The organism is Aquabacterium sp. A3 (assembly GCF_038069945.1).
In the GTDB taxonomy this organism is placed as follows: Bacteria; Pseudomonadota; Gammaproteobacteria; order Burkholderiales; family Burkholderiaceae_C; genus Aquabacterium.
Genome location: NZ_JBBPEV010000001.1, coordinates 1,749,843 through 1,774,443, shown reverse-complemented (window position 1 = coordinate 1,774,443; position 24,601 = coordinate 1,749,843). Strand labels below are relative to the sequence as shown.

Annotated in this window: 22 protein-coding genes; 11 read left to right on the top strand and 11 right to left on the bottom strand. The window is 66.5% G+C overall.

What is annotated here, in order from left to right; genetic code table 11:
* Position 1: 1 nt before the first annotated feature.
* The 3 genes from WNB94_RS07795 (at position 2) to WNB94_RS07785 (ending at position 2,252) form a co-directional block, all read left to right on the top strand.
* The gene (locus WNB94_RS07795; protein WP_341389490.1) at positions 2-664 is read left to right on the top strand and encodes a response regulator; all 663 of its coding nucleotides are present in this window, start codon (positions 2-4) and stop codon (positions 662-664) included.
* Between the two features lie 23 nt (positions 665-687).
* Positions 688-1,263 (top strand): Holliday junction branch migration protein RuvA, encoded by a 576-nt coding sequence (gene ruvA / locus WNB94_RS07790; RefSeq protein ID WP_341389489.1) that lies wholly within the window; start codon positions 688-690, stop codon positions 1,261-1,263.
* A 71-nt stretch (positions 1,264-1,334) separates the two neighbouring features.
* Positions 1,335-2,252 (top strand): M14 family zinc carboxypeptidase, encoded by a 918-nt coding sequence (locus WNB94_RS07785; RefSeq protein WP_341389488.1) that lies wholly within the window; start codon positions 1,335-1,337, stop codon positions 2,250-2,252.
* A 6-nt stretch (positions 2,253-2,258) separates the two neighbouring features.
* Here WNB94_RS07785 and WNB94_RS07780 read toward each other — a convergent pair whose 3' ends face one another.
* Positions 2,259-3,863, bottom strand: a complete 1,605-nt coding sequence (locus WNB94_RS07780; protein ID WP_341389487.1) for a PAS domain-containing hybrid sensor histidine kinase/response regulator — start codon at positions 3,861-3,863, stop codon at positions 2,259-2,261.
* A gap of 128 nt (positions 3,864-3,991) precedes the next feature.
* On the opposite strand from WNB94_RS07780, the gene WNB94_RS07775 reads away from it, so the two are divergent.
* Both WNB94_RS07775 and WNB94_RS07770 read left to right on the top strand, forming a co-directional pair.
* Entirely contained in the window at positions 3,992-4,489 is a 498-nt protein-coding gene (locus WNB94_RS07775) for a glutathione peroxidase (RefSeq protein ID WP_341389485.1), read from the top strand.
* A gap of 5 nt (positions 4,490-4,494) precedes the next feature.
* Complete coding sequence (locus WNB94_RS07770) at positions 4,495-5,382, top strand: dienelactone hydrolase family protein (protein WP_445819046.1); 888 nt, start codon at positions 4,495-4,497, stop codon at positions 5,380-5,382.
* A 497-nt stretch (positions 5,383-5,879) separates the two neighbouring features.
* On the opposite strand, the gene WNB94_RS07765 is transcribed toward WNB94_RS07770, so the two are convergent.
* From WNB94_RS07765 to WNB94_RS07755, 3 genes are read right to left on the bottom strand one after another with little or no spacing between them, the layout of a single operon-like run.
* Complete coding sequence (locus WNB94_RS07765) at positions 5,880-6,008, bottom strand: hypothetical protein (RefSeq protein ID WP_341389482.1); 129 nt, start codon at positions 6,006-6,008, stop codon at positions 5,880-5,882.
* Positions 6,009-6,049: 41 nt separating this feature from the next.
* Positions 6,050-6,886, bottom strand: coding sequence for a ubiquinol-cytochrome C chaperone family protein (locus tag WNB94_RS07760; protein WP_341389480.1), 837 nt, complete (start codon positions 6,884-6,886; stop codon positions 6,050-6,052).
* Between the two features lie 25 nt (positions 6,887-6,911).
* Entirely contained in the window at positions 6,912-7,520 is a 609-nt protein-coding gene (locus tag WNB94_RS07755) for a helix-turn-helix domain-containing protein (protein ID WP_341389479.1), read from the bottom strand.
* 333 nt (positions 7,521-7,853) lie between these two features.
* Between WNB94_RS07755 and WNB94_RS07750 the strand changes: the two genes are divergently transcribed.
* Positions 7,854-8,957: a PIN domain-containing protein gene (locus WNB94_RS07750; protein ID WP_341389478.1), complete on the top strand. Its 1,104-nt coding sequence runs from the start codon at positions 7,854-7,856 to the stop codon at positions 8,955-8,957.
* A gap of 214 nt (positions 8,958-9,171) precedes the next feature.
* Here WNB94_RS07750 and WNB94_RS07745 read toward each other — a convergent pair whose 3' ends face one another.
* The gene (locus tag WNB94_RS07745) at positions 9,172-9,309 is read right to left on the bottom strand and encodes a hypothetical protein (RefSeq protein ID WP_341389477.1); all 138 of its coding nucleotides are present in this window, start codon (positions 9,307-9,309) and stop codon (positions 9,172-9,174) included.
* Between the two features lie 3 nt (positions 9,310-9,312).
* Positions 9,313-11,658 carry a diguanylate cyclase gene (locus WNB94_RS07740; RefSeq protein ID WP_341389475.1) on the bottom strand — a complete coding sequence of 782 codons (2,346 nt, stop codon included), beginning with the start codon at positions 11,656-11,658 and terminating at the stop codon, positions 9,313-9,315.
* A gap of 180 nt (positions 11,659-11,838) precedes the next feature.
* On the opposite strand from WNB94_RS07740, the gene WNB94_RS07735 reads away from it, so the two are divergent.
* On the top strand, positions 11,839-13,032 hold the full coding sequence (locus WNB94_RS07735) for an amino acid aminotransferase (protein WP_341389473.1): 1,194 nt from the start codon (positions 11,839-11,841) through the stop codon (positions 13,030-13,032).
* A 5-nt stretch (positions 13,033-13,037) separates the two neighbouring features.
* Here WNB94_RS07735 and WNB94_RS07730 read toward each other — a convergent pair whose 3' ends face one another.
* From WNB94_RS07730 to WNB94_RS07710, 5 genes are all read right to left on the bottom strand, one after another.
* A complete protein-coding gene (locus WNB94_RS07730; protein WP_341389471.1) occupies positions 13,038-14,609 on the bottom strand; it encodes a methyl-accepting chemotaxis protein in 1,572 nt (523 codons plus the stop codon).
* Positions 14,610-14,846: 237 nt separating this feature from the next.
* Entirely contained in the window at positions 14,847-15,407 is a 561-nt protein-coding gene (locus WNB94_RS07725) for a YaeQ family protein (RefSeq protein ID WP_341389470.1), read from the bottom strand.
* A 53-nt stretch (positions 15,408-15,460) separates the two neighbouring features.
* A complete protein-coding gene (locus tag WNB94_RS07720; RefSeq protein WP_341389469.1) occupies positions 15,461-16,330 on the bottom strand; it encodes an alpha/beta hydrolase in 870 nt (289 codons plus the stop codon).
* Positions 16,327-17,145 carry a 2-oxo-tetronate isomerase gene (gene otnI, locus WNB94_RS07715; protein ID WP_341389468.1) on the bottom strand — a complete coding sequence of 273 codons (819 nt, stop codon included), beginning with the start codon at positions 17,143-17,145 and terminating at the stop codon, positions 16,327-16,329. Before otnI ends, WNB94_RS07720 begins: the two co-directional genes overlap by 4 nt.
* 73 nt (positions 17,146-17,218) lie before the next feature.
* The gene (locus WNB94_RS07710) at positions 17,219-19,168 is read right to left on the bottom strand and encodes a methyl-accepting chemotaxis protein (RefSeq protein ID WP_341389467.1); all 1,950 of its coding nucleotides are present in this window, start codon (positions 19,166-19,168) and stop codon (positions 17,219-17,221) included.
* A gap of 156 nt (positions 19,169-19,324) precedes the next feature.
* Between WNB94_RS07710 and WNB94_RS07705 the strand changes: the two genes are divergently transcribed.
* The 4 genes from WNB94_RS07705 to WNB94_RS07690 all read left to right on the top strand — a co-directional run bounded on the left by WNB94_RS07705 (position 19,325) and on the right by WNB94_RS07690 (position 24,589).
* Positions 19,325-20,851, top strand: a complete 1,527-nt coding sequence (locus WNB94_RS07705; RefSeq protein ID WP_341389466.1) for an MFS transporter — start codon at positions 19,325-19,327, stop codon at positions 20,849-20,851.
* Positions 20,852-20,918: 67 nt separating this feature from the next.
* Positions 20,919-21,875: a M48 family metallopeptidase gene (locus WNB94_RS07700; RefSeq protein ID WP_341389465.1), complete on the top strand. Its 957-nt coding sequence runs from the start codon at positions 20,919-20,921 to the stop codon at positions 21,873-21,875.
* A gap of 247 nt (positions 21,876-22,122) precedes the next feature.
* Positions 22,123-23,802 carry a ShlB/FhaC/HecB family hemolysin secretion/activation protein gene (locus WNB94_RS07695; protein WP_341389464.1) on the top strand — a complete coding sequence of 560 codons (1,680 nt, stop codon included), beginning with the start codon at positions 22,123-22,125 and terminating at the stop codon, positions 23,800-23,802.
* Between the two features lie 34 nt (positions 23,803-23,836).
* Positions 23,837-24,589 carry a SapC family protein gene (locus WNB94_RS07690; protein ID WP_341389462.1) on the top strand — a complete coding sequence of 251 codons (753 nt, stop codon included), beginning with the start codon at positions 23,837-23,839 and terminating at the stop codon, positions 24,587-24,589.
* Positions 24,590-24,601 lie beyond the last annotated feature (12 nt).

Sequence of the window (24,601 nt, the reverse complement as noted above, 5' to 3'; positions counted from 1 at the left end):
CATGAAGCAAATCCTGCTGCTCGAAGACCTGCCCGAGATCCGCGCGTGGCTCAAGACCCTGGCCCTGCAGGTCTTTCCCGGCGCTCAGATCAGCGAGTGTTCGCGCATCCACGATGCGCTGGAGCTGGTCAGCGCCATGCGCTTTGACGTGGCCATGGTCGACCTGGGGCTGCCCGATGGCTCCGGGGTGGAAGTGGTGCAGGCCCTGCGCGACAAACAGCCCGATGTGCAGTCGGTGGTGGTCACCATCCACGACGATGACGAGCACCTGTTTCCGGCCCTGCAGGCCGGCGCCTTCGGTTACCTGCTGAAAGAACAATCGCGCGAGCAACTGGCCGAGCAACTGCACCGCATCAGCCAGGGTGAGCCGCCGCTGTCGCCGTCCATTGCCCGCCGTGTGATCCAGTACTTCACGGCCCAGGCGCGCATGCAACCGGCCCTGCAGCCTGACAACGTCACGCCCCACGTGCAGCTCACCGAGCGCGAAAACGAAGTGCTGCTGCGCGTGGCCAAGGGCTTCACCCTGCCCGAGATCGGTCAGCAGCTCAATTTGTCGCGCCACACCATCGCCGACTACGTCAAGCAGATCTACCGCAAGCTCAATGTGTCGTCGCGGGCCGAAGCCGCGCTGGAGGCGCAGCGCCTGGGCCTGTTCCGCCGTTGACCCGCCCTGACTGACCGCGTTTCATGATTTCCCGTTTGACCGGGGTGCTGGCCGAGAAGGCCCCACCCCATGTGCTCGTGGACGTGCAAGGCGTTGGCTACGAGGTTCAGGTGCCCATGAGCACCTTCTACAACCTGCCCGAACTGGGCGCCAAGGTCACGCTGCTGACGCAGTTCATCGTGCGCGAAGACGCGCAGTTGCTGTTTGGCTTCCTGACGGCGGCAGAGCGCGAGTCCTTTCGCGAGCTGGTCAAGGTCAGTGGCGTGGGCCCGCGCATCGCGCTGGCCTTGTTGTCCGGCCTGAGCGCCAACGAGCTGGCCCAGGCCGTCTCGGCGCAAGACACCACCCGCCTGGTCAAGGTGCCGGGCATCGGCAAAAAAACCGCCGAGCGCCTGCTGCTGGAGCTCAAAGGCAAGCTGGCCCCCGCCCTGGTGCTGCCGGGACAGGCGGCCGCCTCCGATGCGCAGGCCGACATCCTGCAGGCCCTGATGGCCCTGGGCTACTCCGACAAAGAGGCCCAGGCCGCGCTCAAGGCCCTGCCGGCCGACGTGTCGGTCAGCGATGGCATCAAGCAGGCGCTGAAGGCCCTGGCGCGCTGAGCACCACAGGCCGTGGCTTTACACGCGCACGGTGCCAGCCGCCGGCCGCGATGCCGCTATCATGCGCCGTCATGAAATGGTTAGATCGATCGGGCCGGGTGGATGCGGCCCCTGTGCAGGCCCGTGGCTGGCGCTTGTTCACCATGTTGTCATTGAGCGCTGTGCTGGCCTGGTCTGGGGCGGCAGAGGCGGTGGCCGCCCCGCGCGGCAAGACGGCGACCGAGCCCGCACCCGAGACGGCCGCCGAGTTCTGCCAGCGCGTGGTGCGCAAGCTGCCCAATGTGTCGGCCGCCTTGTGCGCCGGGGCCCAGCTGGGGTCGGGGCCATCCCGGTCGGTGCGCGGCGTGCCCCTGTTCCAGCGCGACGTGGTGTCGCCCAACCCGAGCCTGCGTGTGCTGGTGGTGGGCGGCATCCATGGCGACGAGTTGTCGTCCACCGCGCTGGCGCTGCACTGGATTCGTGCGGCCAAAGAAACGCCCTCCAACATCCACTGGCGCTTCGTGCCCCTGATGAACCCCGATGGCATGCTGCAGCGCCGTCCCTGGCGCATGAACGCCAACGGCGTGGACCTGAACCGCAACTTTCCCACGCCCAACTGGGACAAGGAAGCCACGCACTACTGGAACCAGCGCACCCGCCGTGACCCTCGCCGTTACCCGGGGCCCCAGCCTTTGTCAGAGCCCGAATCCCGCTGGCTGCACGACGAGATGGAGCGCTGGAAACCCCACCTGATCGTGTCCATCCACGCGCCCTATGGCGTGCTGGACTTTGACGGCCCCACCGTGCCACCGCAGCGTCTGGGGCGCCTGTACCTGGACCAGGTGGGCATCTTTCCGGGCAGCCTGGGCAACTACGGCGGCGTGCACAAGAAGGTGCCCGTGGTCACCATCGAGCTGCCCAGCGCCATCCGCACCCCGCAAGAAGCCGAGATGCGCCAGATGTGGCTGGACCTGCTGCGCTGGACGGCCGAGCGCCTGGGCGCTGGCTGAGCCGGCTCAGCGCGGCCGCGCCGCCAGGATGTCCAGCAGGCGCTGGATCTGCAGGGGCTTGACCAGGTAGTGGTGAAAGCCCGTCTGCAGGGCCCGCGCAATGTGCTCGGGCAGGGCGTCGCCACTCAGGGCGATCCACTGCACCCGCGCATGGGCCGGGCGGCCACTCAGGCGCCGGCACAGGTCCAGGCCGCTGCCATCGGGCAGTCCGATGTCGATGAGGGCCACATCGGGCTGTTCACGCTCGATCAACTGGGCGCCCTCGGTGGCGGTGTCGGCCGAGTACAGGCGCACCTGCGGGTAAGGCGCAAACAGCGCCTCGACCAGGCTGCGGTTCAGTTCGTTGTCTTCCACATGCACCACCCGCAGCGAGGGCAGGCTGATGGCCGGGGAGGCCTTTTGCCGACCCACGTGGCCGTTGGAGGCGCCCGGGCTGGCCGCCATGGGCAGGTGCAGGGCAAACACGCTGCCGCGCCCCAGGGTGCTGCTGACCGAGATGCGGCCTTGCATGAGCTCGGCCAGGCGCTGCGAGATGGCCAGCCCCAGGCCCGCGCCCTGGGCCGACGAGCCCAGGCGCGTGAAGGGCTGGAACAGGCGCGGCAGGTCGTCGTCGGCGATGCCCAGGCCCTGGTCGCGCACCTCGACCACGCCTTCTTGCGCATCGGCCGACGACTTGCCCACCAGCCACACCGTGCTGCCCGGGGTGCTGAACTGGATGGCGTTGCGCAGCAGGTTGCTCAGGATGGCGCGGGTGTGCTGAGGGTCGGCCCACACGGCGGGTGACTGGCAGTCCACCACCAGGGTGATCTGGCGGGTTTCGGCCTCGGTTTTGAGCGCGGCGCACACGTCCTTGAGCAGCATCGACAGCTCGACCCGCTGCGTGCGGGGGCGCACCGGGGCGGCCTCCAGCTGCGTGTACTCCAGAGCCTGGTCCAGCAGGCCCAGCAACTGCTGGCCGGCCGCGTGCAGGTGCCCCAGGTGGCGCCGCGAGGTGTCATCCCCCTGCAGCGAGGGGCTCATGTCCAGCAACTGGGTGAAGCCCAGGATGGCGTTGAGCGGCGCACGCATGCCGTGGCTGAGGTGCGACAGGAAGTCGGCCCGGGTGGCCAGGGCGATCTCGGTTTCAAGCCGGCGCTCGTGCTCGGCCTGGGCGCGGCGCTGATCGCGCAGGTCGGTCAGCACCTCGATGTGGCGCTGCACCTGCCCATCGGCCCCCATGATGGGATGCACCGAGCGGGCCACCCACAGGGGCTCGCCGTCCTTGCGGTGGTGGCACACGGCCAGCTTGTCCACGCTTTGCCCCTGGGCCAGCTGCTGGTTGATGCGGGTGATGGCCGCGCTGTCGGTTTGCGGGCCGCACAGCAACTCTTCGGGCAACTGCCCGTGGCACTCGGTGAGGGTGAAGCCCGTGAGCCGGGTGAAGGCGGGGTTCACCCAGGTGATGCAACGCCGGGCGTCGCACAGGATGATGGCGTCGCTGACGCGATCGGCAATCAGCGCCAGCTCCTGGTTGGTGGCCTGGGCCCGCTGCAGCGCCGATTGCAGCTGCAGGATCTGGGCCGATGCGCTGTCGGCTGGGGTGTCGGGCGAGTCGGCGAGGTGTGAGGACATGGTGTCGGCTCCTGACCGTTGGAAGACCAGTGTACGTGCATTGGCGTTCGTGTAATAGCCCTGTCTGGCAAGGGGTTGGCGCTCGGGTTACGCTAAGCACTTTCAACGTCACAGAGCCTGCTTGCGCCATGCCCTCCATCCACGACTTTGAAGCCCAATCCATCACCGGTGAGACGGTGGCCTTGTCACAGTACAAGGGGCAGGTGATGCTGATTGTGAACACCGCCAGCAAGTGCGGCTTCACGCCCCAGTTCGAGGGCCTGGAGGCGCTGTGGAAAAGCCACGGCCCCAAGGGGCTGGCCATCGTGGGGTTTCCGTGCAACCAGTTTGGCGGACAAGACCCGGGCAGCAACGACGAGATCGCGGGCTTTTGCCAGCGCAACTACGGCGTGAGCTTTCCGATGATGGCCAAGATCGACGTGAATGGCCCGGCGGCCCACCCGCTGTACCAGTACCTGGTGGAGGCCGCCCCCGGCATCCTGGGCACCAAGGCCATCAAGTGGAATTTCACCAAGTTTCTGGTGGGGCGTGACGGCCGGGTGCTGGGCCGCTACGCCCCCACCGATTCGCCCAAGAGCCTGATCAAGGACATTGAAGCCGCACTGGCAACCAAGGAGCCCGCATGAAGCTGATGGACTACGGCGTCAAGCCGATCGACTTTGCCCACCCTGAAACCCACATCGGTGCCGATGAAGGCGTGTCTCGCCGTGGGTTCGTGATGACGGCCCTGGCCAGCGGCTTTGCCGTGGCCGCCCAGCCGGTGCTGGCCCAGGCCATCACCACCAGCGCCGAAGGCCTGACGGCGGGCGAGGTGAAGATTCCGGTGGCCGGTGGCCATATCCCGGCCTACCGGGCGGTGCCTGCCAAGCCCGGCAAGTACCCGGTGGTGCTGGTGGTGCAAGAGATTTTTGGCGTGCACGAGCACATCAAGGACATGTGCCGCCGCTATGCCCGCATGGGCTACTACGCCATCGCGCCCGAGATGTTTGCCCGCCAGGGCGATGTCTCGAAGATGAGCGACATTGGCCAGATCCTGTCTGAGGTGGTGTCGAAGGTGCCCGATGCGCAGGTGTGCGCCGACCTGGACGCCGCCGTGGCCTTTGCCGCCGCCAGTGGCCAGGCCGATGCCACCCGCGTGGGCCTGGTGGGCTGGTGCTGGGGTGGCCGCACGGCCTGGATCTATGCGCACCACAACCCCAAGCTGAAGGCGGCCGTGGCCTATTACGGCCTGCTCAGCGGCATGAAGTCGCCCATCAAGGCACACGACCCGCTGGACATCGCCGAGCAGATCAAGGTGCCGGTGCTGGGCTTGTATTCGGGCAAGGATGCCTACATCCCGATGGACCAGGTGGACCGCATGCGCGCCGGGCTGATGAAGTCGGGCAGCAACTCCGAGATCGTGGTGTTCCCGAACGTGGACCACGGCTTCAATGCCGATTACCGGCCCACGTACGACAAGCGCGCCGCCACCTATGCGCAGCAACTGGCGTCGGACTGGTTGAAAGACCACGGGGTGTGAGTTTGGGGGCGTTGGCCTCTGGCGCACGACCCTGCAGCGCCCCCAGGCCCCAAGGCCGCTTCACGTGGGTGGTTCAGCCCCTGGCTGAACTGCCCTGCGCTGCTCAGCAACGGCCGGGGCCCGGGAACTCCCTGCGCGGATGGCGCTGCGCCCCATCCGCTGCGGTCAAACAGCCCGGGCCAGTCAGTTGTTGAAGCGTGGCCGCTTGCGCGCCCACGCCCGGCCATTGCCTGCGCTGCTCGGCACCCCCGAGGCGCAGCCTCAGGGCCTGGGGGCGCTGCAGGGTCTGGGGTGGGGCGGGTTTAGGCTGGAAGCGGTCTTTCCTAGATGACTGCTTTGCGGCAGCATTTTTAGCGTCCCTTGCGCATTGCGGTGTCGACGCACACTTAGGCTCTGGAGCTTTAGCGTAGCGAACAGCTCGGGTGTTGAGCCCTGTTGCCGTGGTCTCCTTCAATGTTGCGGCTGAGGGCCTGCTAGGTGACTCCCGCGGGTCTCCATCATGATTGCGCGCTGCTGCGTTTGCGCCCGACTATCCGCGATGCGGAAGCGGCCACGGCAGCGCCAACTAGGCCGGCGACGACGTAAGAGCCGATAAGGCGAAGAGGGATGGTGACGATGATGATCATGGTGAATGCTCTATGGAATGGCGATGAAACGGTGGGGGGCGTTACGCTGCAGCTTGCTCCGTGGCCCAAGTGCTGTCAGGAACCTTAGTGCCGCAGTGCATGCAGAAGGCTGCGTGCTGCGCCAACTCCCCTTCGCAATTTGAGCAGAGCCGCACTATGGCCGCCTGACGCATGAACGCGATCTGCAGGACGCAGGGGACGGTGATGCGATAGGCAGGGCTGGCTAGGTCCACGGAGGCCCACAAGATCGTAATGGCCCAGCCGACCGGACCAGAGAGCACGCTGATACCGCGCATCAGCGTACCGGTCGCTGCGAAGGAAAGGCCGCGCCCTAGCAATGCTCTGGCGATGGCGTTCGCGACGATCGCCGCCAATTTGTAGGGGGCGAAGCCGGTGGAGCGAATAAGGGCAATCAGAGCACTAGATGCGATCGGGCCGGCGCCAACCACCCGCTTGGCACCAAGCTGCTTGGCCATCTCTTCGCGTTCCTCAGGCGTCATCTTGTCGACCGATTGGATGAGAACCTTTTTGATGATGGCCATTTCGATGTCAGCTACTGACTCAACTGGACTGACATCGATCTTGAATCGGGTGGCGACATCGCAGAGCAATTCACGGTAGGGTATGCCCTCGCCACCACGGAATATATTCATGATGGTGTTGCCAGCGTATCGCTGCAGTTCCTCTGCTATCAGAGTTTTCTCTGCGTCTCCAAGCTCTTTGCGCTGAGCCGCAGCATACAGGCGGGCGCACACATCGGACGCAAGCGCTATGCGGCCCGCGCCTTTGTCAGTGATGTGGTCAACCAAGATCGCGAGGTCGTCTTGGGATGCTGAATTGAGGACCTCTGCCAAGTGGATATCGGTGATCTGGGACATGGTTTTCGATTCGTTTGCTAGTGGATTAGTTGCTGTTTGCCCGATGTGTGGCGGCCGCGGCTTGATTGGCGAGTGATGCAGCCAGTGCGGCAAGCAACCTTGCGGAGTCGGTGGTCCGTGCCCCCGCCAGCATCTGCCTTCCAAGGATGAGACATAAGCGTTGGCGCAAATTGGTCAACTCTTGCGGCTCGGGCTTGTTGTAATGCGCGCGATGCAACACCTCTAACGCCGTCCGCTTTGGGTCACAGGGTTTGTCTCCCACCACGTGCTTCGCCGCGTCTGAGTAATAGAAGATGTCGCTGATAGAACTCCCCAGTACTTGCCAGTCATGGGGACCCATCAGCAAGAAAGGCAGGGGAATGCCGATCTGCTGAGAGAGCTCGAAGAGGGTTTCGAGCCGGGGCGCGCGAGGCATGCCATCACTTCCACCGCTACGGAGGCGGCGCAACGTTGACCGTGCTATGCCTGTGCGCTTGTGTACTGCGGTGTCGGTGAGACCGTTGCCGCGACCGTCGCCCTCCAGTTCGGAGGCCGCCTTCATGGCGTTGATCAAATTTGCCGTGAGGAGAGCACGCAGCGCGTAGAAGTCCTTCGGGGGCTGGTGTTGGAAGCAGTCAAGTCCTGTGTCAGTCATTGCGTTGCAATCTATTGCGAATGACCGAACTCTAGAGATTAGATGACGTCTTGCACAGCGTTTTGTGGAGCGCACACGCTCCATATTTGGCCTATATGAATCAATAACGCTCCACAATGCCCCCCGATTGGAGCATCCGCGCTCCACTGCGCGAAATTGCGGGACAGCGGAGCTGGCTCAGTCAATTGGATACACGCGCGACGCAGTGCAATAAACAGCCACTTCAGCTCCGGATTGGAATAGGAGATTCTTCACCTCCCCTGTCAGTCAGCAACCCTCTTCCGACGCTAAGCGATGGGATCATCTCGTATCGAAACATGAAGGGAGCATTGAATGAAAGACTTTCCGTATTTCACGACGATTGGGCTGTCGTCTTGGATTGTGGGCAAAGCCCTCAAACATGTCTTCTGGGACAAGGAGCCTTCGGCTGCGGAGCGACAAACGTCTGAAGGCTCAGGATGGGGGCCTGGTACAACGCCAGGTCATGAAGGAAGCGCCGCAGCAGATGAATCTGGCGAGAGTACGCTTGTGGCCGCCCCCTTAGCCCAGCGTTCGAGTGCCGCCGATTTACTCGCCGCACCAGCAAAGTCATACCCTGCCGAGGATCGTGCGTCACGACATGATCGACGACTCTGCGTCTTTGACACTAATGCAATCCTGAACAACCCACATTGCATTTACGAGTACGGGACGTCAGACATCTGTATTCCTGCGACCCTACTGAACGAACTAGACAAGATCAAAACTCGCTCGGACGAGCGGATCAAGTTCATGGCACGTCGTGCTATCGATCTTTTCCATCAGCTCCGGCAGGTGAAGCATCCGGATGATCCGCTTGGCCACCCTACGTTCAAGATGACCTCTTCGGCGTCGCCGCCGGTGATCTACTTCCCGCGGCGCTCACCCACCCACTACGCCCAGTGTCTGGATCCAAGAAAGGCTGATGATCAGATTGCAATGACCGCCATTCTGGCTAAGTCCGAGCGCAAGGAGGTCCTATTCATCTCCGGCGACAAAGCGCTCCTCACGCGCGTGGCCGACTTGGTGGAGACGAGTTACGTGCCGCCCAAGGAGGCGAAAGGCTTCGTGAGTGTCGCGCCGCGCAAGTACCCAGGGGCTTCGTTGCCACAGTATCTGGAGGTAATCGCTGCGGAGGTTGAGTTTCTAGATTCCCTACTCAGGAGTTTGGGTGGTCGCAGTGAGTTGGAACCCTATGTATTCGAGACCATGTTGGGTGCGGCACGGCGTGGCAACGTTTTCGCGCAGAAGATCGTCGGTGGACTGTATTATCAAGGAAGGGGCACACCGAAGAGCCGAGCTGATGCATGTAAGTGGTTTGCTAGCGCCGCGCACCTTGGCGATGACGAGGCGCTCTGGGTTCTGCACGATATGGCGTTAGCCGGGCCGGGGCTGCAAGACGCAGATGGGAGCATCTGAGGTCAGAACTTGCGGCCTGCGGCAGCTATTAGCCGACCAGCACGAAGAACTCAACGGCAGCAACCGCTGCAACGCCGCCCCAGCATCAGCCCGCCCCCAGGGCGCGCCCGTGCGCCTCGATGCTGCCGAGGAGCGCCGTCATGGGCTGGGCCTGTCTTCGCGGGCGAAGACAGGCTTTGTGGTCTGACTGGCCGGGGATGTTTGAGCAGAGCCGTCAGCGCGTGGCGCTGGCGGCGTCGCGAGTTCCACGGCCCCAGCCCATGATGAGCACCGCAGGGTAGTCCTGCGTCAGCAGGGCCAGCATCGTGAAGCTCGGGCGTGCCCTGGGGGTGGGCTGATGCTCACCACGCACCACTCACCCCGCCACGCGGATGCAGTTGCGCCCATCCCCCTTGGCCTGGTACAGCGCCTCGTCGGCCAGGGTCAGCCATTGCTCGGGGCTGTCGCTGCCGGGGCTCCAGCCTGCCACGCCGATGCTCACGGTGGCCGCCACGCTGTGGCCTTCGCATTCGGTGGGCTGGCTGGCCCAACGCTGGCGTATGCGCTCCAGGGGAATCAAGGCCTCGTGCGGCGAGGTGGAGGGCATGAAGATCGCGAACTCTTCGCCGCCGATGCGGGCCGCCAGGTCGGTGTCGCGCACCGAAGCGGCCAGCAGCTTGCCAAACGCTTTGAGCACCAGATCGCCGCTGGCGTGGCCGTGCGTGTCGTTGATCCGTTTGAAGTGGTCCAGGTCCATCAGCACGATGGTGGCCTGCCCGCCATAGCGGCGCACCTGCGGAATGTGCCGCGCCACCAGGTCAAAAAACCGGCGGCGGTTGGCCAGGCCCGTCAGGCTGTCCACCGTGGCCTGCTCGCGCCACAGGGCCGCCGCCTTGCTGCGGGCATCTTCGTCGGCCCGGGCCTTGATCAGCGCCCCCAGCATCTGCGCCAGCGGCTCCAGCAGGGCCACCATCTCTTCGGTGTAGCCCTCGCTGCGATTGGCCAGCGCGATCATGCCCACCACCTTGTTCTGGTGGCGCAGCGGCAGCCCCATGAAGCTGTCAATCACCGGGTGCCCGCTGGGGGTGCCGCGGCTGGCGGAATGCCGGCCGTGGTGGTGGCTGATCACCACCTTGTCGTGGGTCACCACATGGCCAAACAGGTTGTCCAGTTGGGTGAACACCAGGCCGCCTTCGGTGTCCATGTGGCTGTCGTGCCAATGCCGAGAGGTCTCGTCCCAGCTCAGGTCCGTCATCGTGGGCACGCGCAGGCTCATGCGCCCATCGGCGGCACGCTGCACCACGCCAATGAAGCCAAAGGGGCTGTCGGTCAGGTCCAGCAGGGGTTCGAACAACAGGTCGAACGCCGCCTTCAGATCCTGGCCATGCAAAAACGCACGTTGGGTGGTGTTGACCAGGTCCAGCACCCGCTGACGTTGGGTGCGTTGCCGCTCGGCCACCTTGGCGTGGGTGATGTCCATCAGCGTGCCCACGGCGCGCAGGGGCTGGCCCTGCTCATCGCGGCTCACCAGCTTGCCATAGCTTTGCACCCACACGTAGCGCCCCTGCTTGTGGCGGATGCGGTATTCCACCGAGAACACCGGCAGCTGCTGAAGTTGCTCGTCGCTCAAGGCCAGCCGCCGCGAGATCTTGGTGCGCACCATGTCGCGGTCGGCGGGGTGGATGAGCTCGGTCCAGTGGGTGTTGTCGCCTTGCAGCTCATCGGGCTCGTAGCCCAGCATGGCGATGGTGCGGGGGCCGTGCAGGCGCTCGCCCGTTTGCAGGTTCAGCTCCCAGGTGCCGATCTGGGCCGCCTCCAGCGCCAGCTGCAGGTGCTCGCGGGTGGCCTCGTTGTGGGCCTCCAGCGCTTGCTGAGCGCTGACGTCCGTCAGGTAAGCCCGCAGCCGGGGCGGTTGCGCCTGGTCGGCGTGCGTCAGCATCCGCACCCAGCGCCCATCGTGCTTCAGGCGGAAGGTGCCGTGGTGGGGCTGGCTGCCCTCGGTGGGCGACATGATGGCGCGCACCACATCGGCGTCGGCCGGATGGCACAGCGCGTTCAGCGGCGCGCCGGCGGCCAGCAGCCGGGCGGCCTCGACGCCCACGATGTGGGGCAGGTTGTCAGAGCGGTGGGCCAGGCGGGGCGTGGGCCCATCCATCATCCACAGCAGCGTGGCGGTGGGCCCCAGGGTGTGCAGGGCGCGCTCCCACTCGGCCAGACGGCGTTGCTGCCGGTTGCGCAGCGCGTCAGAGACCACCTGGGCAAAGGCTTGCAGCCGGTGCCGCTGGTCGGCGCCAAAGTCGCGTCGCGGGCGGCGGTCCAGCACGCACAGGGTGCCGATCACCTCGGTGCCGCTCCACAGGGGCTCGCCGGCGTAAAACAGCAGTTGTTGCGGCCCGCGCTGGGTGAGGGGGTGCTGGCGCCACCGGGAGTCTTTGCCCAGGTGGGGGCACACCACGCCTTGCTGGCTCATGAGCACGGGCTCGCACAGGCTGTCTTGCAAGGGGTATTCGTGCCAGTCCACGCCATGACGCGATTTGAGCCAGAAGCGGTCCTGGTCGGCCAGGGCCACCAGGCAGATCGGCATGTCCAGGCAGGAGGCCACCAGCGCGGTGAGCCGGTCGATGTCGGGGTCGGGCGCGGTGTCCAGCACGTCCAGTTCGTGCAGGGCGTCGAGCCGGCGGAGCTCGGCTTCGTGGTGCAGCGGCGTGAGCAGGGATGACATGCAGACGGTAAGGGCAAAGGGTGCACAAGGCTCAGGACCTCATCCTACGGACCTGGGCCGCCAGTGGATGCACCCCCTTCTGGCCGGGTGCCAGCCTGCGTGAACAATGTCGCCAAACCGGACAATGCGGTAACACGCCCCCCGATAATGCGCCTTGTCGCCCCTTTGGAGCAAGCCCCCATGTTTCTGCACGTTGACGCCTACCCCGGCGATCCCATCCTCACCCTGAACGAAGACTTCCAGAAAGACCCGCGCGCGGACAAGATCAACCTGTCCATCGGCATCTACTTCGACAACGAAGGCCGCCTGCCGGTGATGCGCGCGGTGCGCGAGGCAGAGTCGTCGCTGCTGGCCAAGATTGCACCGAAGCCCTACCTGCCCATGACGGGCCACGTGGGCTACCGCCAGGCCGTGCAGGAGCTGCTGTTTGGCGCCAACCACGAAGCCGTGAAAAGCGGCCGCATCGCCACCATCCAGACCCTGGGCGGCTCGGGTGGTCTGAAGGTGGGTGGCGATTTTTTGAAGCGTTACTTCCCGGATTCGCAGGTGTGGGTGAGCGACCCGACCTGGGACAACCACCGCGCCATGTTCGAGGGGGCGGGCTTCCAGGTCAACACCTACCCTTACTACGACCCGGCCACCAAGGGCCTGAAGTTCGATGCCATGCTGGCCGCCATCGACGCGCTGCCCGCCCAGAGCATCGTGCTGCTGCACGCCTGCTGCCACAACCCCACCGGCGTGGACCTGAACAACGCGCAGTGGACGCAGCTCATCGAGGTGCTGAAAAAGCGCCAGTTGCTGCCCTACCTGGACATCGCCTACCAGGGCTTTGGCGATGGCATCGAAGAAGATGCCTTCGCCCTGCGCGCGCTGGCCGATGCGGGCGTGAGCTTCTTTGTGGCTAATTCGTTTTCGAAGAGCTTTTCCTTGTACGGTGAACGCGTGGGCGGCCTCAGCGTCGTCTGTCCGGACAAGTCACAAGCGCAGTTGGTGCTGGGTCAGTTGATGTCGGCGGTGCGTCGCAACTACTCCAGCCCGCCCACGCATGGGGCGCAGATCGTGGCCCAGGTGCTGCAGTCGGCCGAGCTGCGCCAACGGTGGGCCGACGAGCTGACCGAGATGCGTCAGCGCATCAAGGTGATGCGCCAGCGCCTGTACGACGGGGTGGTGACGCAGCTACCCGGGCGTGACGTGCGCTACTTCATCGACCAGCGTGGCATGTTCAGCTACACGGGCGTGAGCCCTGAGCAGGCCGATGCCCTGCGCACCGAGCACGGCGTGTACGTGCTGCGCTCGGGCCGGATGTGCGCGGCCGGGCTGAACGCCAACAACGTGGACGCCGTGGCCCGGGCCTTTGCGGCCGTGCTGGGCTGAGTTCATCACGCCGCGCCCGCCAGCCTGAAGCGGCCCACCACCTGGGCCAGGGCGTCGGCTTGCTCTTTCAGGCTGGAGGCCGCGGCGGCCGACTCTTCCACCAGCGAGGCGTTTTGCTGCGTGACGTCGTCCAGGCTGGTCATGGCGCTGTGGATGCTGACGATGCCCTGGTTCTGTTCGCGCGTGGCGTTGGCGATCTCGTGGATCAGCCCGGCCACGCGCTCGACCGAGTCGACGATGGACGACATGGTCTGACCGGCGGTGTGCACCAGGTCGGCACCGCTTTCGACGTGTTCGGTCGAGGTCTGGATCAGGGTCTTGATTTCGCGAGCGGCCTGGGCGCTGCGCTGCGCGAGGGTGCGCACCTCACCGGCCACCACGGCAAATCCTCGGCCCTGTTCGCCGGCGCGGGCGGCCTCGACGGCGGCGTTCAGGGCAAGGATGTTGGTCTGGAAGGCGATGCCGTCGATGACGGTGATGATCTCGGTCACCTTGCGGGCGCTGTGGTGGATGGCTTCCATGGTCTGCACCACCTGGGCCACCACCTCGCCACCTCGTTTGGCCTGCTGGGCCGCTTCGGCGGCCATGGCCTGAGCGGTGCTGGACGATTCGGCGTTGTGCTGCACCGTGCCTGACAGTTGCTCCATGGACGAGGCGGTGTGCTGCAGGTTGGCCGAGGTTTGCTCGGTGCGGTGGCTGAGGTCCTGGTTGCCGGCGGCGATCTGCTGGCTGGCCATGGCCACGTTGTCCACACTCTGACGGACATCGTCCAGCGCGCGCCCCAGGCGTTCGCCCATGCCGCGCATGGCCTGAAGCAGGCGGCCGATTTCGTCGCGTCCGTTCATGAGCGCGTGGGGCGCCAGCGCGGCGTGAATGCGGCCATCGGCCACGGCCTCGGCGCGTCGCACGGTCTCGGTGATGCCGCGCCCGATGTCGCGTGCCATGGTTTCGCCCAGCAGCCAGATGGCGGCGCTCAGGCCCATCACCACGCACAGCAAGCCGATGGCTTCTTGCCGGAAGGTCGATTGCAGGTCGTCGATGTACAGGCCTGAGCCCACCACCCAGCCCCAGGGCGCAAAGCCCTGCACATAAGACACCTTGTCCACCGGGGTGTCATGGCCCGGTTTGGGCCACTGGTAGGCCACAAAACCCGAGCCCGCCTGCCGCACCTGGTCCACAAAGGCCTTGAAGAGGTACACCCCGTTGGGGTCTTTCATCTCACCCACGTTCTGCCCGTTGAGGGCCGGTTTGATGGGGTGGTGGATCATGCGCGTTTGCATGTCGTTGATCCAGAAGTACTCGCCCGCGCCATAACGAACCTTGTCGATCTGGCTGATGGCGGCCTGCTGGGCCTGCGCTTCGGTCATGCGGCCGCTGCGCTGTTGTTCGTGGGCCCAGGCGATGAGGCCGTGGGCCACCTGCACCGTCTGCTGCACGGCCAGGCTGCGGTCTGCGAGTTGTCGCTGGTAGTTGTGCCACAACAGCCCCAGCGAGGCGGCCAGCACCGACAGGGCGGCCAGGCCCATGAGCACCCTCAGGCGCAGGGTGACGCTGAATTGTCTGAACCAGTTCTGCATGGTGATACCTGTATCGAAAGCCATTGAAAGGCCTCGGGGCAGGTCATGCGGGCGTGCTGTCCGCCCGGCGAGACTGCTGGCCACGGCACGCTGGTATCACGACAGCGTGCGGCCACACCCCAAGGCGGTGGTCGGTGGCTGCGAACGCGTTCACAGGCCACCAACGTTTCGCATGGTGGCGTCTTGCAGCGGCAGGGAACGGTCAAACAGCGTGGCACACCACGGGCTGTTCCGGGTTCAGGTGCGATCTGGCGTCAGGCGTTGGGGCGTGATCTCGACGCTGCCCTGGCCATCGCTGACCCACACGGTGCCGTCCTGCACCGTGATCTGCAGTTGCATGCTGCGTTGCGCCAGGGCTGCCAGGGCCTGGCTTTGCTCGGTGGGGATGTGCCACACCGTCAGGTTGCTGGCGCGTGACACCTTGTTGACCAGGCCGTCCCACCAGATCGGGGTGCTGCTTTGAAACGCGTACACGCTGACGGCCCGTGCGCGACCGGCGGCCTTCATCAGGCGCTTGTCATCGGGCTGCCCCACCTCGATCCAGTGCAGGATTTCATCCGAGAAGTTCTTGTGCCACAGGGCGGGCTCATCGGGCTCCCACATGTCCTTGGCCAGCTCCAGGGTGCCTTCGTTGGTGTCGGCCGGCCAGCCCAGCGCCATCGCCAGCACGCGCACCATCATGCGCTCGTCGGTTTCAGACGGATGTCGGGCGATGGTGGTGGCCGGGTCGGCGTACACATGCCGGTCCATGTCGGCCAGTTGCAACTGGGCTTTGTAGATGGTGGCTTTGAGGGCCATGGTGCGTGTCCTTCAGCAAACCTTCGATCATCCGCCAAAAATGGGCCTGCTGATCAGGCGGCGAAGGTGCGTTGCAGCCAGGCCGTCATCGCCCCCAGCACGTCGGCCTGCTCTCGTTCGTTGAAGATCTCGTGCGACAGGCGTGGCCAGGGCTGTGATTGAACCAGGTGGGCAGGCGCCATGCGTGCAAACTCGGCCGAGCCCTCCGGCGCCACGCAGCGGTCTTCGCCGCCCCACATGATCAGGGTGGGCACCGTCCATTGGGCGGCGCGGGCGCGGGTGAGTTCGCCGGCGGCCTTCATCCACATCGCCAGGCGGCCGGTGATGCGGTCGTGCACGAGGGGGTCGGCCTGGTAGGCGCGCACGGTGGCGGGGTTGTGGCAGATCCACTCGGGTTTGAGCCCGTTGGGCACGGCCACGTCGGGGGTGAGCCGGCCCACGGTGGCCAGCAGGGCCTTTTGCACGCCGCTCAGTGGCAGGGCCAGGGCGGGGGATGACAGCACCAGGCCGTCCACCGCGCGGGCCCAGGGCGCCTGGGTGGGCGTGGCCAGTTCGGCCACAAAGCGCCCGGCGATGGCCCCGCCCATGCTGTGGCCCACCAGCAGCAGGCGCTGCCCAGGATACGCCTGGCGGGTGGTGTCGACCACGGCGGCCAGGTCGTGCAGGAAGTCGTCGTCGTGGGCCAGCTTGCCACGCGCGCCGTCCGAGCGGCCGTGCCCTCGGTGGTCCACGCCCACGGCGGCCCAGCCCTGGGCATTGAGGGCGGCCGCCACATGGTCGTAGCGACCGGCGTGTTCTCCCAGGCCGTGCACGATCAGGGCCACACCCCGGGGTGTGGTGCCGTCAGCCACGGGCCAGTGGCGCAGTTGCAGGCTGAGGCCGTCTTGCGTTTTCAGCGTGGGGGGCGGGGCCGTGGTGTTCATCGTGGGGTGCTCCGGTAAGGGGCCAGCCAGCTCAGGCCCGCCGAGGTGCTGGCGCCGCGTGGGCGGTATTCACAGCCGATCCAGCCTGTCCAGCCCAGGCGGCTCAGTTCGTCAAAAAGCCAGGGGTAGCTCAACTCGCCCCGATCGGGCTCGCCCCGGTCGGGCACGGCGGCGATCTGCAGGTGCGCCACCTGCCCGGTGGGCAGCCACTGGCGCAGGCGCATGCTCACGTCACCTTCGACGATCTGGCAGTGGTAGAGGTCCATCTGCACCCGCAACGCGGGCGAAGCAATGCGGGCCACCAGGTCGTGGGCCTGCGCCTGGTGCGTCAGCAGGTAGCCGGGCATGTCTCGGGGGTTGATGGGCTCGATGGTGAGCACCAGGCCCGCGCGCTGCGCCTCGTGGGCGGCCCAGGCCAGGCGCTCGGTGTACAGCGCCCAGGCGGCGGCCTCGTCACCGGGTGGGCACAGGCCGGCCATCACATGGATGCGCGGGCAGCTCAAGGTGGTGGCGCGTTCGAGGGCTTCCAGCACGCTGCGCCGAAAATCCTGTTCGCGCCCGGGCAGGCAGGCCAGGCCACGGTCGCCACCGGCCCAGTCACCGGGCTCGGCGTTGAACAGCACCAGCGTCAGTCCATGGGTTTGCAGTTGGGTGCGCAGTGCGCTGGTGTCGTGCTCGTGCGGAAACAGGCACTCCACGCCCGCGAATCCGTCGGCGGCCGCGGCGCCGAAGCGGGCCATGAAGGGCAGGTCGGTGTACAGCCACGACAGGTTGGCCGCGAACTTCAGGCGGGAGGTGGGCTGCTGGGCGGGCATGGGCAACACAAAAAGGCGGTTGACACCCCGAGGGGCTCAACCGCCTAGGTTAGCCGATGTGCCGGCCCGGCACTCAGAAGGTTTCCCAGTCGTCGTCGGGCGCCGTGGTGACCACGGTTTTGGCGGTGGCTGGCTCGGCGCGTGGCAGGCTGGGGGCGGCCACCTTGCTGGGCACGCTGGGCTTGGCCACTGCCGTGGTGGTCGGGGCGGTGCGGCCAGGGGTGGGCTTGACGGCGGCCTTGTCGGTGGTCTTGTCCGTGGCCTTGGTGGCCGGCTTGGCTGCTGGTTTGGCGGCCGGTTTGGGCAGTGCCTTGGGCTCGACCTTGGCCTCGATCTTGGATTCGGCTTTGAAGTCCACCGCCGGGGCGGCGTCGGGGGCCATGTCCACTTCGTCCATCAGCACCGGCGGTGTGGGCGCGACCGTGGGGCGCGATGACACGGGCTCGATGGCCGTGATCGGGGTGACCGGCGTGACCGAGGTGATCGGCGCGTGCGCGCGCGGAGCGTGGTGGTGGTCGCCCAGCTTGAAGGCGGCCACGGCCTGCGCCAGTCGGCCAGCCTGGTCTTTCAGGCTTTCTGCTGCGGCCGCGCTTTCTTCCACCAGGGCTGCGTTTTGCTGGGTCATCTGGTCCAGCTGGGTCACCGACACGTTCACGGTGCCGATGCCGTCGCTTTGTTCGCTGGAGGCCGCCGAGATTTCGCCAATGATGTCCGACACCCGCTGCACGCTGTGCAGGATTTCGGCCATGGACGTGCCGGCGTCTTGCACCAGCTTCGAGCCGGATTCGACCTTTTCGCTCGAGGCGTGGATCAGGGTCTTGATCTCTTTGGCCGCTTGTGCGCTGCGCTGGGCCAGGGTGCGCACTTCGCCGGCCACCACGGCAAATCCACGGCCTTGTTCGCCGGCGCGGGCGGCTTCCACCGCCGCGTTCAGCGCCAGGATGTTGGTCTGGAAGGCGATGCCGTCGATGACGGTGATGATGTCGGTGATCTTGCGGCTGGCCGTGTTGATCTCGGACATGTTGGCCACCACCTGCGAGACGATGTGTTCGCCTTGCTTGGCCGCCGAGGCGGCGCCGGAGGCCAGTTGGTTGGCCTGACGGGCGGCGTCGGCGCTTTGGCGAACGGTGCCCGTGAGTTGCTCCATCGAACTGGCCGTTTGCTGCAGGTTCGAGGCCGTGTGTTCGGTGCGCACCGACAGGTCCTGGTTGCCGGTGGCGATTTCGGTCGAGGCCGTGGAGATCGAGTCGGTGGCCTGGCGGATGACGGCGATGGTGTCGCGCAGCTTGTTGGTCATCACCACCACCGAGGCCAGCAGCGAGCTGTCGTCGCCCGGCTTGGCATGCAGTTGCACATCCAGATCGCCGTCGGCGATGCGGCTCACGGTGCGGCGCAGGCGGCTGGGCTCTTCACCCAGGTCACGCCAGACCGAGCTGACGATGGCGGCAGAGGCCACGCCCAGCACAACCAGCACCACCACGCCCGTGATCACCGTGACCCACAGGTTGGTGGCCACGCCGCTGGTGGCGCTGGCCTGGGCGGTGTCGATCGCCTCTTTGGCCGCGGCCTTGTGGGTGTGGAGCAACTCGTCCAGGGTTTTGAGCGAGCTTTGCATCTTGGCCACCTGGTCGCCAGGGGGCTGACCGGTCAGCAGCGCGCGGGTGGCACCGATGGCCGAGGCCTGGTAGGCCTCGAAGGCGCTGCCCAGGGCTTGGGCCACGTCGGCCTTGCTCTCGACCGTCTGCATCTCGCTCAAGGCCGTGCGTGCGGCCTTCACCATGGCATCGGTTTCCTTGAGCTTGTCGGCATCGCCTTCGGCGGCGGCCGTCTGCAGGGTCAGGCGCAGTTGTTCGGCGCTGCGATCCACCACCTGCACCTGGGCCATGTGGGGGTTGTCCACGTCCCGCAGGTGTTCCAGCACCGATGAGGTGCGGTTGCCCACCACAAAGCTCACCGCCACGCCCACCACGAAGATGGCGGCGGCGCTGATGGGCAACATCCAGATTTTGGTGCGAAAGTTCATCGTGCCTCCAGCAAAGAAAGCGGCAAGCCGTGTGCGACCGACACGCTCCCGCTACTTCTATCGGCATGATGTGCGACACGCTGAAGCGCAAAAGTGCGAAAAGTCCGGTTTTGCGGGCTTTGCTGTGTCGCTGGCGCGGCTTTCTACAATCCCCCCATGTCTTTGCCCCCCGCCGAGGCCGCTGTGCGGCCCGCCCTCCATCGCCGCCCGCTGTTCTGGGTGGCCCTGCTGTACTTCTCTGAGGGGCTGCCCCTGGGGCTGTTTTATGACCTGTTTCCCGTGCACATGCGCCAGACAGGGGTCAGCCCGGCCGACATTGGCTTGCTGAGCCTGCTGGGCCTGGCGTGGACGGTCAAATTTTTGTGGGCCCCCGTGGTGGAGGCCTGGCGGGGGCACCAGCGCTGGATGGCCGGCGCCAACCTGGGCATGGCCGGGGTGCTGACCACGCTGGCGATGGCGCCCGAGGCCCTGGCGGCGGGCCAGACCTGGCCGTGGGTGCTGCTGGCGGCCTTCACGGTGCTGTCGGCCACCAACGACATCGCCACCGATGGCTACACCATCGAGGCGCTGAGCAAAGACCAGTACGGCATGGCCAACGGCGTACGCATCGGGTTTTACCGAGTGGGCATGCTGGCCGCAGGGGGCACCCTGGTGGCGGCCAGCTGGCTGGGCACGCGCGAGGCGCCCAACTGGTCGGCGGCCTACCTGCTGGCCGCCGTGGTGATGGTGTGCAACGCCGGGGCCATCCTGATGGCGCCTGCACTGCCGTGGCGCCCGCGCCAGGCCAGTGGCGCGGCTGGGCGCGAATGGCAGGCTTTGCGCCAACAGCCCATCTGGCTGGTGGCGCTGGGGCTGTTCGTGGCCGGCCTGTTGTGGCCGGTGCTGGGCCCCGTGGCCAAAGCCTTGCAATGGCAGGCGGTGCTGGAGGTCAGCGGCACCTGGTGGTTCAAAGGGATGGTGCCTGTGGCCTTCATGATGGGTGGCGCGGGCCTGATGGTGGCCGCCGCGCGCCTGCCCGGGGCGCGTCACATGGCCGAAGGGCCGGTGTTTGGTGCCTGGGTGGAGCTGCTGGCCCGCCCGGGCATGCTGGCGGTACTGGCCTTCATCCTGCTGTTCAAACTGGGTGACGCGGCCATGGGTTTCATGGTCAAGCCCTTCTGGGTGGACGCCGGGTTCACGCCGGCCCAGATCGGCCTGGTGTCGGTCAATGTGGGCCTGGGCCTGTCGATCGCCGGGGGGCTGGTGGGCGGCTGGTATGTGGACCGCGCCGGCATCTTCAAGGGCCTGTGGGTGCTGGGGCTGGCGCAGGCGCTGTCCAACCTGGGTTATGCCCTGGCGGCCTGGTATGTCGAGCCCACGGCCGCAGGCATGCAAGTAAGTATTCACTATCAAGCGGCGGTGTATGCGGCCAGTGGGCTGGAAAGCTTCACCGGCGGGCTGGGCACGGGGGCCTTTCTGGCCTTTTTGATGGGCATCACCAGCAAGGCCCGCGCCACCACCGAGTACGCCATCCTGTCGTCCATCTTTGCGTTTTCGCGCGCGGTGGCGGGCTGGGCTGGCGGGCTGGGCGTGCAGGAGATGGGCTACGCCGCCTTTTTCTTCCTCACCTTCTGGCTGTCGTTCCCGGCGTACCTGCTGCTGCCCGCGGTGCGGCGTATGCTGGGCGAGCCTTCGGCGCGTTGAACCTGCATGCCCCCTTGAAAGCAGGCCCCGACGCCCTATTTCTCTCATTGCCGTCATGAACACTTCAATGTCTGTGTCCACGTCTTTCAACGTTAGCCGCTGGCGAGCGCTGGCCTTGGCGGCCGCCCTGGCCATGGGGGCCGGCGCGCCCGGCCTGGCCCAAGCCCGCGAAGGCGTGACGGTGGAAGAGCCCTCGGTGCTGACGCGCCTGGTGCCGGCCGAACAACTGGAGCGCGCCGCCCAGCAGCAGTACGCCCAGATCATCGAGCAGGCGCGCGCCCAGAACGCCCTGCTGCCAGACAACCACCCCCAGGTGCAGCGGCTGCGCAGCATCGCGCAGCGCATCGTGCCGCATGCACTGCCCTGGAACAAGCGCGCCCGCCAGTGGCAGTGGCAGGTGGTGTTGCTGCGCTCCAAAGACCTCAATGCCTTTTGCATGCCGGGCGGCAAGATCGCGTTCTACACGGGCATCCTGGAGCAGCTCAAGCTGACCGACGACGAGGTGGCCATGATCATGGGCCACGAGATCGCCCACGCCCTGCGCGAGCACGCCCGCGAACGGGTGGCCAAGCAGTCGGCCACCCGCATCGGGGTGAACGTGATCTCGGGCCTGTTCGGCCTGGGCAGTGTGGGCGATGCCGTGCTGAGCATGGGCGGGCAACTGCTCACCCTCACCTTCAGCCGCCAGGACGAGTCCGAGGCCGACCTGGTGGGCATGGAGCTGGCCGCCCGCGCCGGCTACGACCCCCGCGCGGGCGTCAGCCTCTGGCAGAAGATGACGGCGGCCAACAAGGGGGCGCCGCCGCAATGGCTGTCGACCCACCCCTCGGGCAACAACCGCATCAAAGAGATCCAGGCCAACCTGCCCAAGGTGGTGCCCTTGTTTGACAGGGCGGACAAGCCCCCGCGTCGTTTCGACCAGCCGCTGCGCTTCGGTCAGGCTTATTACGACACCCTGGAGCCGCTGGCGTACTGGGGCCGCGCGCAGCCGTCCGAGGCGGCGACCCACGCGCACAGGCATTGACGCTTGGCGGCGGGCGGCGCGGTGTGGTCATGTGACGTCAACGTCGCCCTCGCACCCCCTTCAGGGGGCTTGAAAGGCGGGTTCGTATCCTTTAAACGAGGGGGGCTGGGCCCTCATGTGCCCCAGACGCTCGATTGACGGGTGTCAAGAACCGTGAAGACTTCATAAACTCCCGCGATCTACCTGGGTGTGGAGGGCCTCGCCTTGTCGGCGAGACACGCACCCGGGCTGTTGCCAGGGAGCTCGAATGAAGGCAAAGCGGTCGGCCAAGGGTGTGCCGAGCAAGGTGACGCGGTCTGCGTGTTGGCGGTGGTCAAGCGCCGCGGCGGTGTTGGCGTCGTGCCTGCCGCTGGGGGCGCTGCAGGCCCAGACGACCAGCGTGTCGCCTTCGTCCGACCCGTCCCTGATCCTGCGTCAGGGCAACCAGCCCCCCCGTGAGCCGCCCGCGCCACCCTCTGCTGCGCCCACCAAGCCGCCCTTGACCGCACCCGCGCGCCCGGCCGACGGGGCCGAGGCCGCCCGCGAGGTTCGCTTCGTGCTGCAGAAGGTGGACGTCAGCCCGTCCAGGCTGTTGCCCCTGTCGGTGCTGGAGACCGCCTGGGCGGCGCAGATCGGGCAGGAGGTCACGCTCAAGGACATCCGTGCCATCGTGGCGCGCATCAACCAGCTGTACTGGCAGGAAGGGCATTACGCTGCCACCGCCAGCCTGCCCGCCCAGAAGATCAAGGACGGCGCGCTGAAGATCAACCTGGTCGAAGGCACGGTCGAGCGCGTCACGGTGGAGTCCGACGACCCGCGCGTGGTCCGCCTGGCCGACGACGTGCTGGACCTCAGCGCGGGCGACCTGTTCGTGGGCCCGGCCGTGCAACAGCGCCTGGCCCGTTTCAACCGGGGTTCTGACACGCGCTTTTATGCCGCCCTGGTGCCGGGCAAGCAGCCGGGCACCACCGAGGTGGTGGCGCAGGTCGAGCAAGCGCCCCGCTACGAGATGGCCGTGTCGCTGCACAACGAGGCCACCGACACCCTGGACCGCAAGCAGCTGGACGTCTCCGGGTATGTGCGCCGCCTGCTGACGGCCGCCGACCGGCTGGGTGCCATCGTGCAAAAAACCAGCGGCTCCACCAACGCCCTGGTGCTGTATTCGGTGCCGCTGTCGGCCTCGGGTCTGCGCTTCGGGGCGTCCTTGTCCTCCGGCAGCACCGAGACCACCGATTCCGGCCTGGGCCAGCTGAAGGTGGAAGGCCGCTCACGCGTGCTGGGCCTGAGCCTGACGCAGCCCCTGATCGGCCCGCGCGAGCTGGAGGTGGACGTCTCGCTCAATGCGCAGCACATCACATCGAGCACCCGCATCGCCTCCTTCGATCAGGGCGAGGCCCGCACCCGCTTGTATTCCGTGGGCGTGCAGACCGTCTACCGTGGCACCGGCCACCTGCTGAGCGGCTACACCGCCATCAACGGTGGCAGTTACCAGCCGCCATTCGGCCCGTCCCGCAGCATCCGCACGGTCAACAGCACCGGCTCGTGGGCCATGGTCATCAACGAACAGTGGTGGCTCAACACGCGTGCCGGGGTGCAGTGGGCGTCCGGGGTGGACATCCCCGCCACCGTGAAATTCTCGCTGGGCAACCCCACCGACGTGCGCGGCTACCCGGCCTCGGTGGTCTTTGGCGACAAGGGCCTGTTCGTGTCCGTCGAGGCGCACCGACGCTTCTCCGACAGCCTGGACGTGTTCGCCTTCACCGACAACGGCACCACCGTCACCGAAGGGGTGCCCCGCCAGACCCTGCGCAGCATCGGCCTGGGCGCCAGCAAAACCTGGGGGCGCCAGTGGAGCCTGTCGGGCAGCCTGGCGCATGCGCTGGATGAAGCCGTGCCGGGCCAGTCGTCGGTGCGGGCGCTGGTGCGCCTGACCTGGCAGTTCCAGTGACCCGGGCCACCACACACGCTGAGGGAGACACACGATGAAGACCATGATGATTTTTGACCAGCTGGTCAACCTGCACCGCGAACGTCACCGCCACTTCCGCCTGGACCCCAGCCGGGTGGACCACGGCTTTGCGGCCCAGACCAACTCGGTGCCCATCGCCATGGAAGAAGTGCCCGATGCGGCCCTGTTCTATCCCTGTGTCTTCATCGAGCGTGAGGGCACCCACGCCATGACGGCCCTGCTGGGCCTGCGCGCCCAGCACAACCTGTTCGTGGGCCCCGACCGCCAGTGGGTGGCCGACACCTATGTGCCGGCGCACGTGCGTCGCTACCCTTTTGCCCTGGCCGAAACCCCCACGCCAGACAACTTTCTGATTTGCCTGGACGAGGGGTGCGCCGGCCTGAACGACACCGAAGGGCAGGCGCTGTTCCTGGACGACGGTGCCGAGGGGCCGTTGCTGGCCGAGGTGCGCACCTTCTTGCTCAACCTGCACCAGGCCTTTCAGCGCAGCACCGCGTGGTGCAACGAAGTGGCCGAGCTGGGCCTGCTGACCCCGCGCACCCTGAGCTGGACGGACCACCAGGGGGCGGCTCAAGAGCTCTCGGGTTTTCTGGCCATCGACGAAGAGCGCCTGCGCGCCTTGCCGCCCGAGGTCACGCAGCGCTGGATGAGCACTGGTCTGATGGCCGTGGCCTGGGCGCACCTGTTGTCGCTGGGCCATGCCCGCACGCTGGCCGCGCGCCAGAAGCTGGCCGACACCGCCGCGCCCGCCCCAGCCGCCCAGTGAAGTATTGAAAGT

Bases quoted from the DNA above. Each gene is read 5' to 3' on its own strand.
- WNB94_RS07795 (WP_341389490.1), top strand. From the start codon at position 2: ATGAAGCAAATCCTGCTGCTCGAAGACCTGCCCGAGATCCGCGCGTGG.
- ruvA (WP_341389489.1), top strand. From the start codon at position 688: ATGATTTCCCGTTTGACCGGGGTGCTGGCCGAGAAGGCCCCACCCCAT.
- WNB94_RS07785 (WP_341389488.1), top strand. From the start codon at position 1,335: ATGAAATGGTTAGATCGATCGGGCCGGGTGGATGCGGCCCCTGTGCAG.
- WNB94_RS07780 (WP_341389487.1), bottom strand. From the start codon at position 3,863: ATGTCCTCACACCTCGCCGACTCGCCCGACACCCCAGCCGACAGCGCA.
- WNB94_RS07775 (WP_341389485.1), top strand. From the start codon at position 3,992: ATGCCCTCCATCCACGACTTTGAAGCCCAATCCATCACCGGTGAGACG.
- WNB94_RS07770 (WP_445819046.1), top strand. From the start codon at position 4,495: ATGGACTACGGCGTCAAGCCGATCGACTTTGCCCACCCTGAAACCCAC.
- WNB94_RS07765 (WP_341389482.1), bottom strand. From the start codon at position 6,008: ATGATCATCATCGTCACCATCCCTCTTCGCCTTATCGGCTCTTACGTC.
- WNB94_RS07760 (WP_341389480.1), bottom strand. From the start codon at position 6,886: ATGTCCCAGATCACCGATATCCACTTGGCAGAGGTCCTCAATTCAGCA.
- WNB94_RS07755 (WP_341389479.1), bottom strand. From the start codon at position 7,520: ATGACTGACACAGGACTTGACTGCTTCCAACACCAGCCCCCGAAGGAC.
- WNB94_RS07750 (WP_341389478.1), top strand. From the start codon at position 7,854: ATGAAAGACTTTCCGTATTTCACGACGATTGGGCTGTCGTCTTGGATT.
- WNB94_RS07740 (WP_341389475.1), bottom strand. From the start codon at position 11,658: ATGTCATCCCTGCTCACGCCGCTGCACCACGAAGCCGAGCTCCGCCGG.
- WNB94_RS07735 (WP_341389473.1), top strand. From the start codon at position 11,839: ATGTTTCTGCACGTTGACGCCTACCCCGGCGATCCCATCCTCACCCTG.
- WNB94_RS07730 (WP_341389471.1), bottom strand. From the start codon at position 14,609: ATGCAGAACTGGTTCAGACAATTCAGCGTCACCCTGCGCCTGAGGGTG.
- WNB94_RS07725 (WP_341389470.1), bottom strand. From the start codon at position 15,407: ATGGCCCTCAAAGCCACCATCTACAAAGCCCAGTTGCAACTGGCCGAC.
- WNB94_RS07720 (WP_341389469.1), bottom strand. From the start codon at position 16,330: ATGAACACCACGGCCCCGCCCCCCACGCTGAAAACGCAAGACGGCCTC.
- otnI (WP_341389468.1), bottom strand. From the start codon at position 17,145: ATGCCCGCCCAGCAGCCCACCTCCCGCCTGAAGTTCGCGGCCAACCTG.
- WNB94_RS07710 (WP_341389467.1), bottom strand. From the start codon at position 19,168: ATGAACTTTCGCACCAAAATCTGGATGTTGCCCATCAGCGCCGCCGCC.
- WNB94_RS07705 (WP_341389466.1), top strand. From the start codon at position 19,325: ATGTCTTTGCCCCCCGCCGAGGCCGCTGTGCGGCCCGCCCTCCATCGC.
- WNB94_RS07700 (WP_341389465.1), top strand. From the start codon at position 20,919: ATGTCTGTGTCCACGTCTTTCAACGTTAGCCGCTGGCGAGCGCTGGCC.
- WNB94_RS07695 (WP_341389464.1), top strand. From the start codon at position 22,123: ATGAAGGCAAAGCGGTCGGCCAAGGGTGTGCCGAGCAAGGTGACGCGG.
- WNB94_RS07690 (WP_341389462.1), top strand. From the start codon at position 23,837: ATGAAGACCATGATGATTTTTGACCAGCTGGTCAACCTGCACCGCGAA.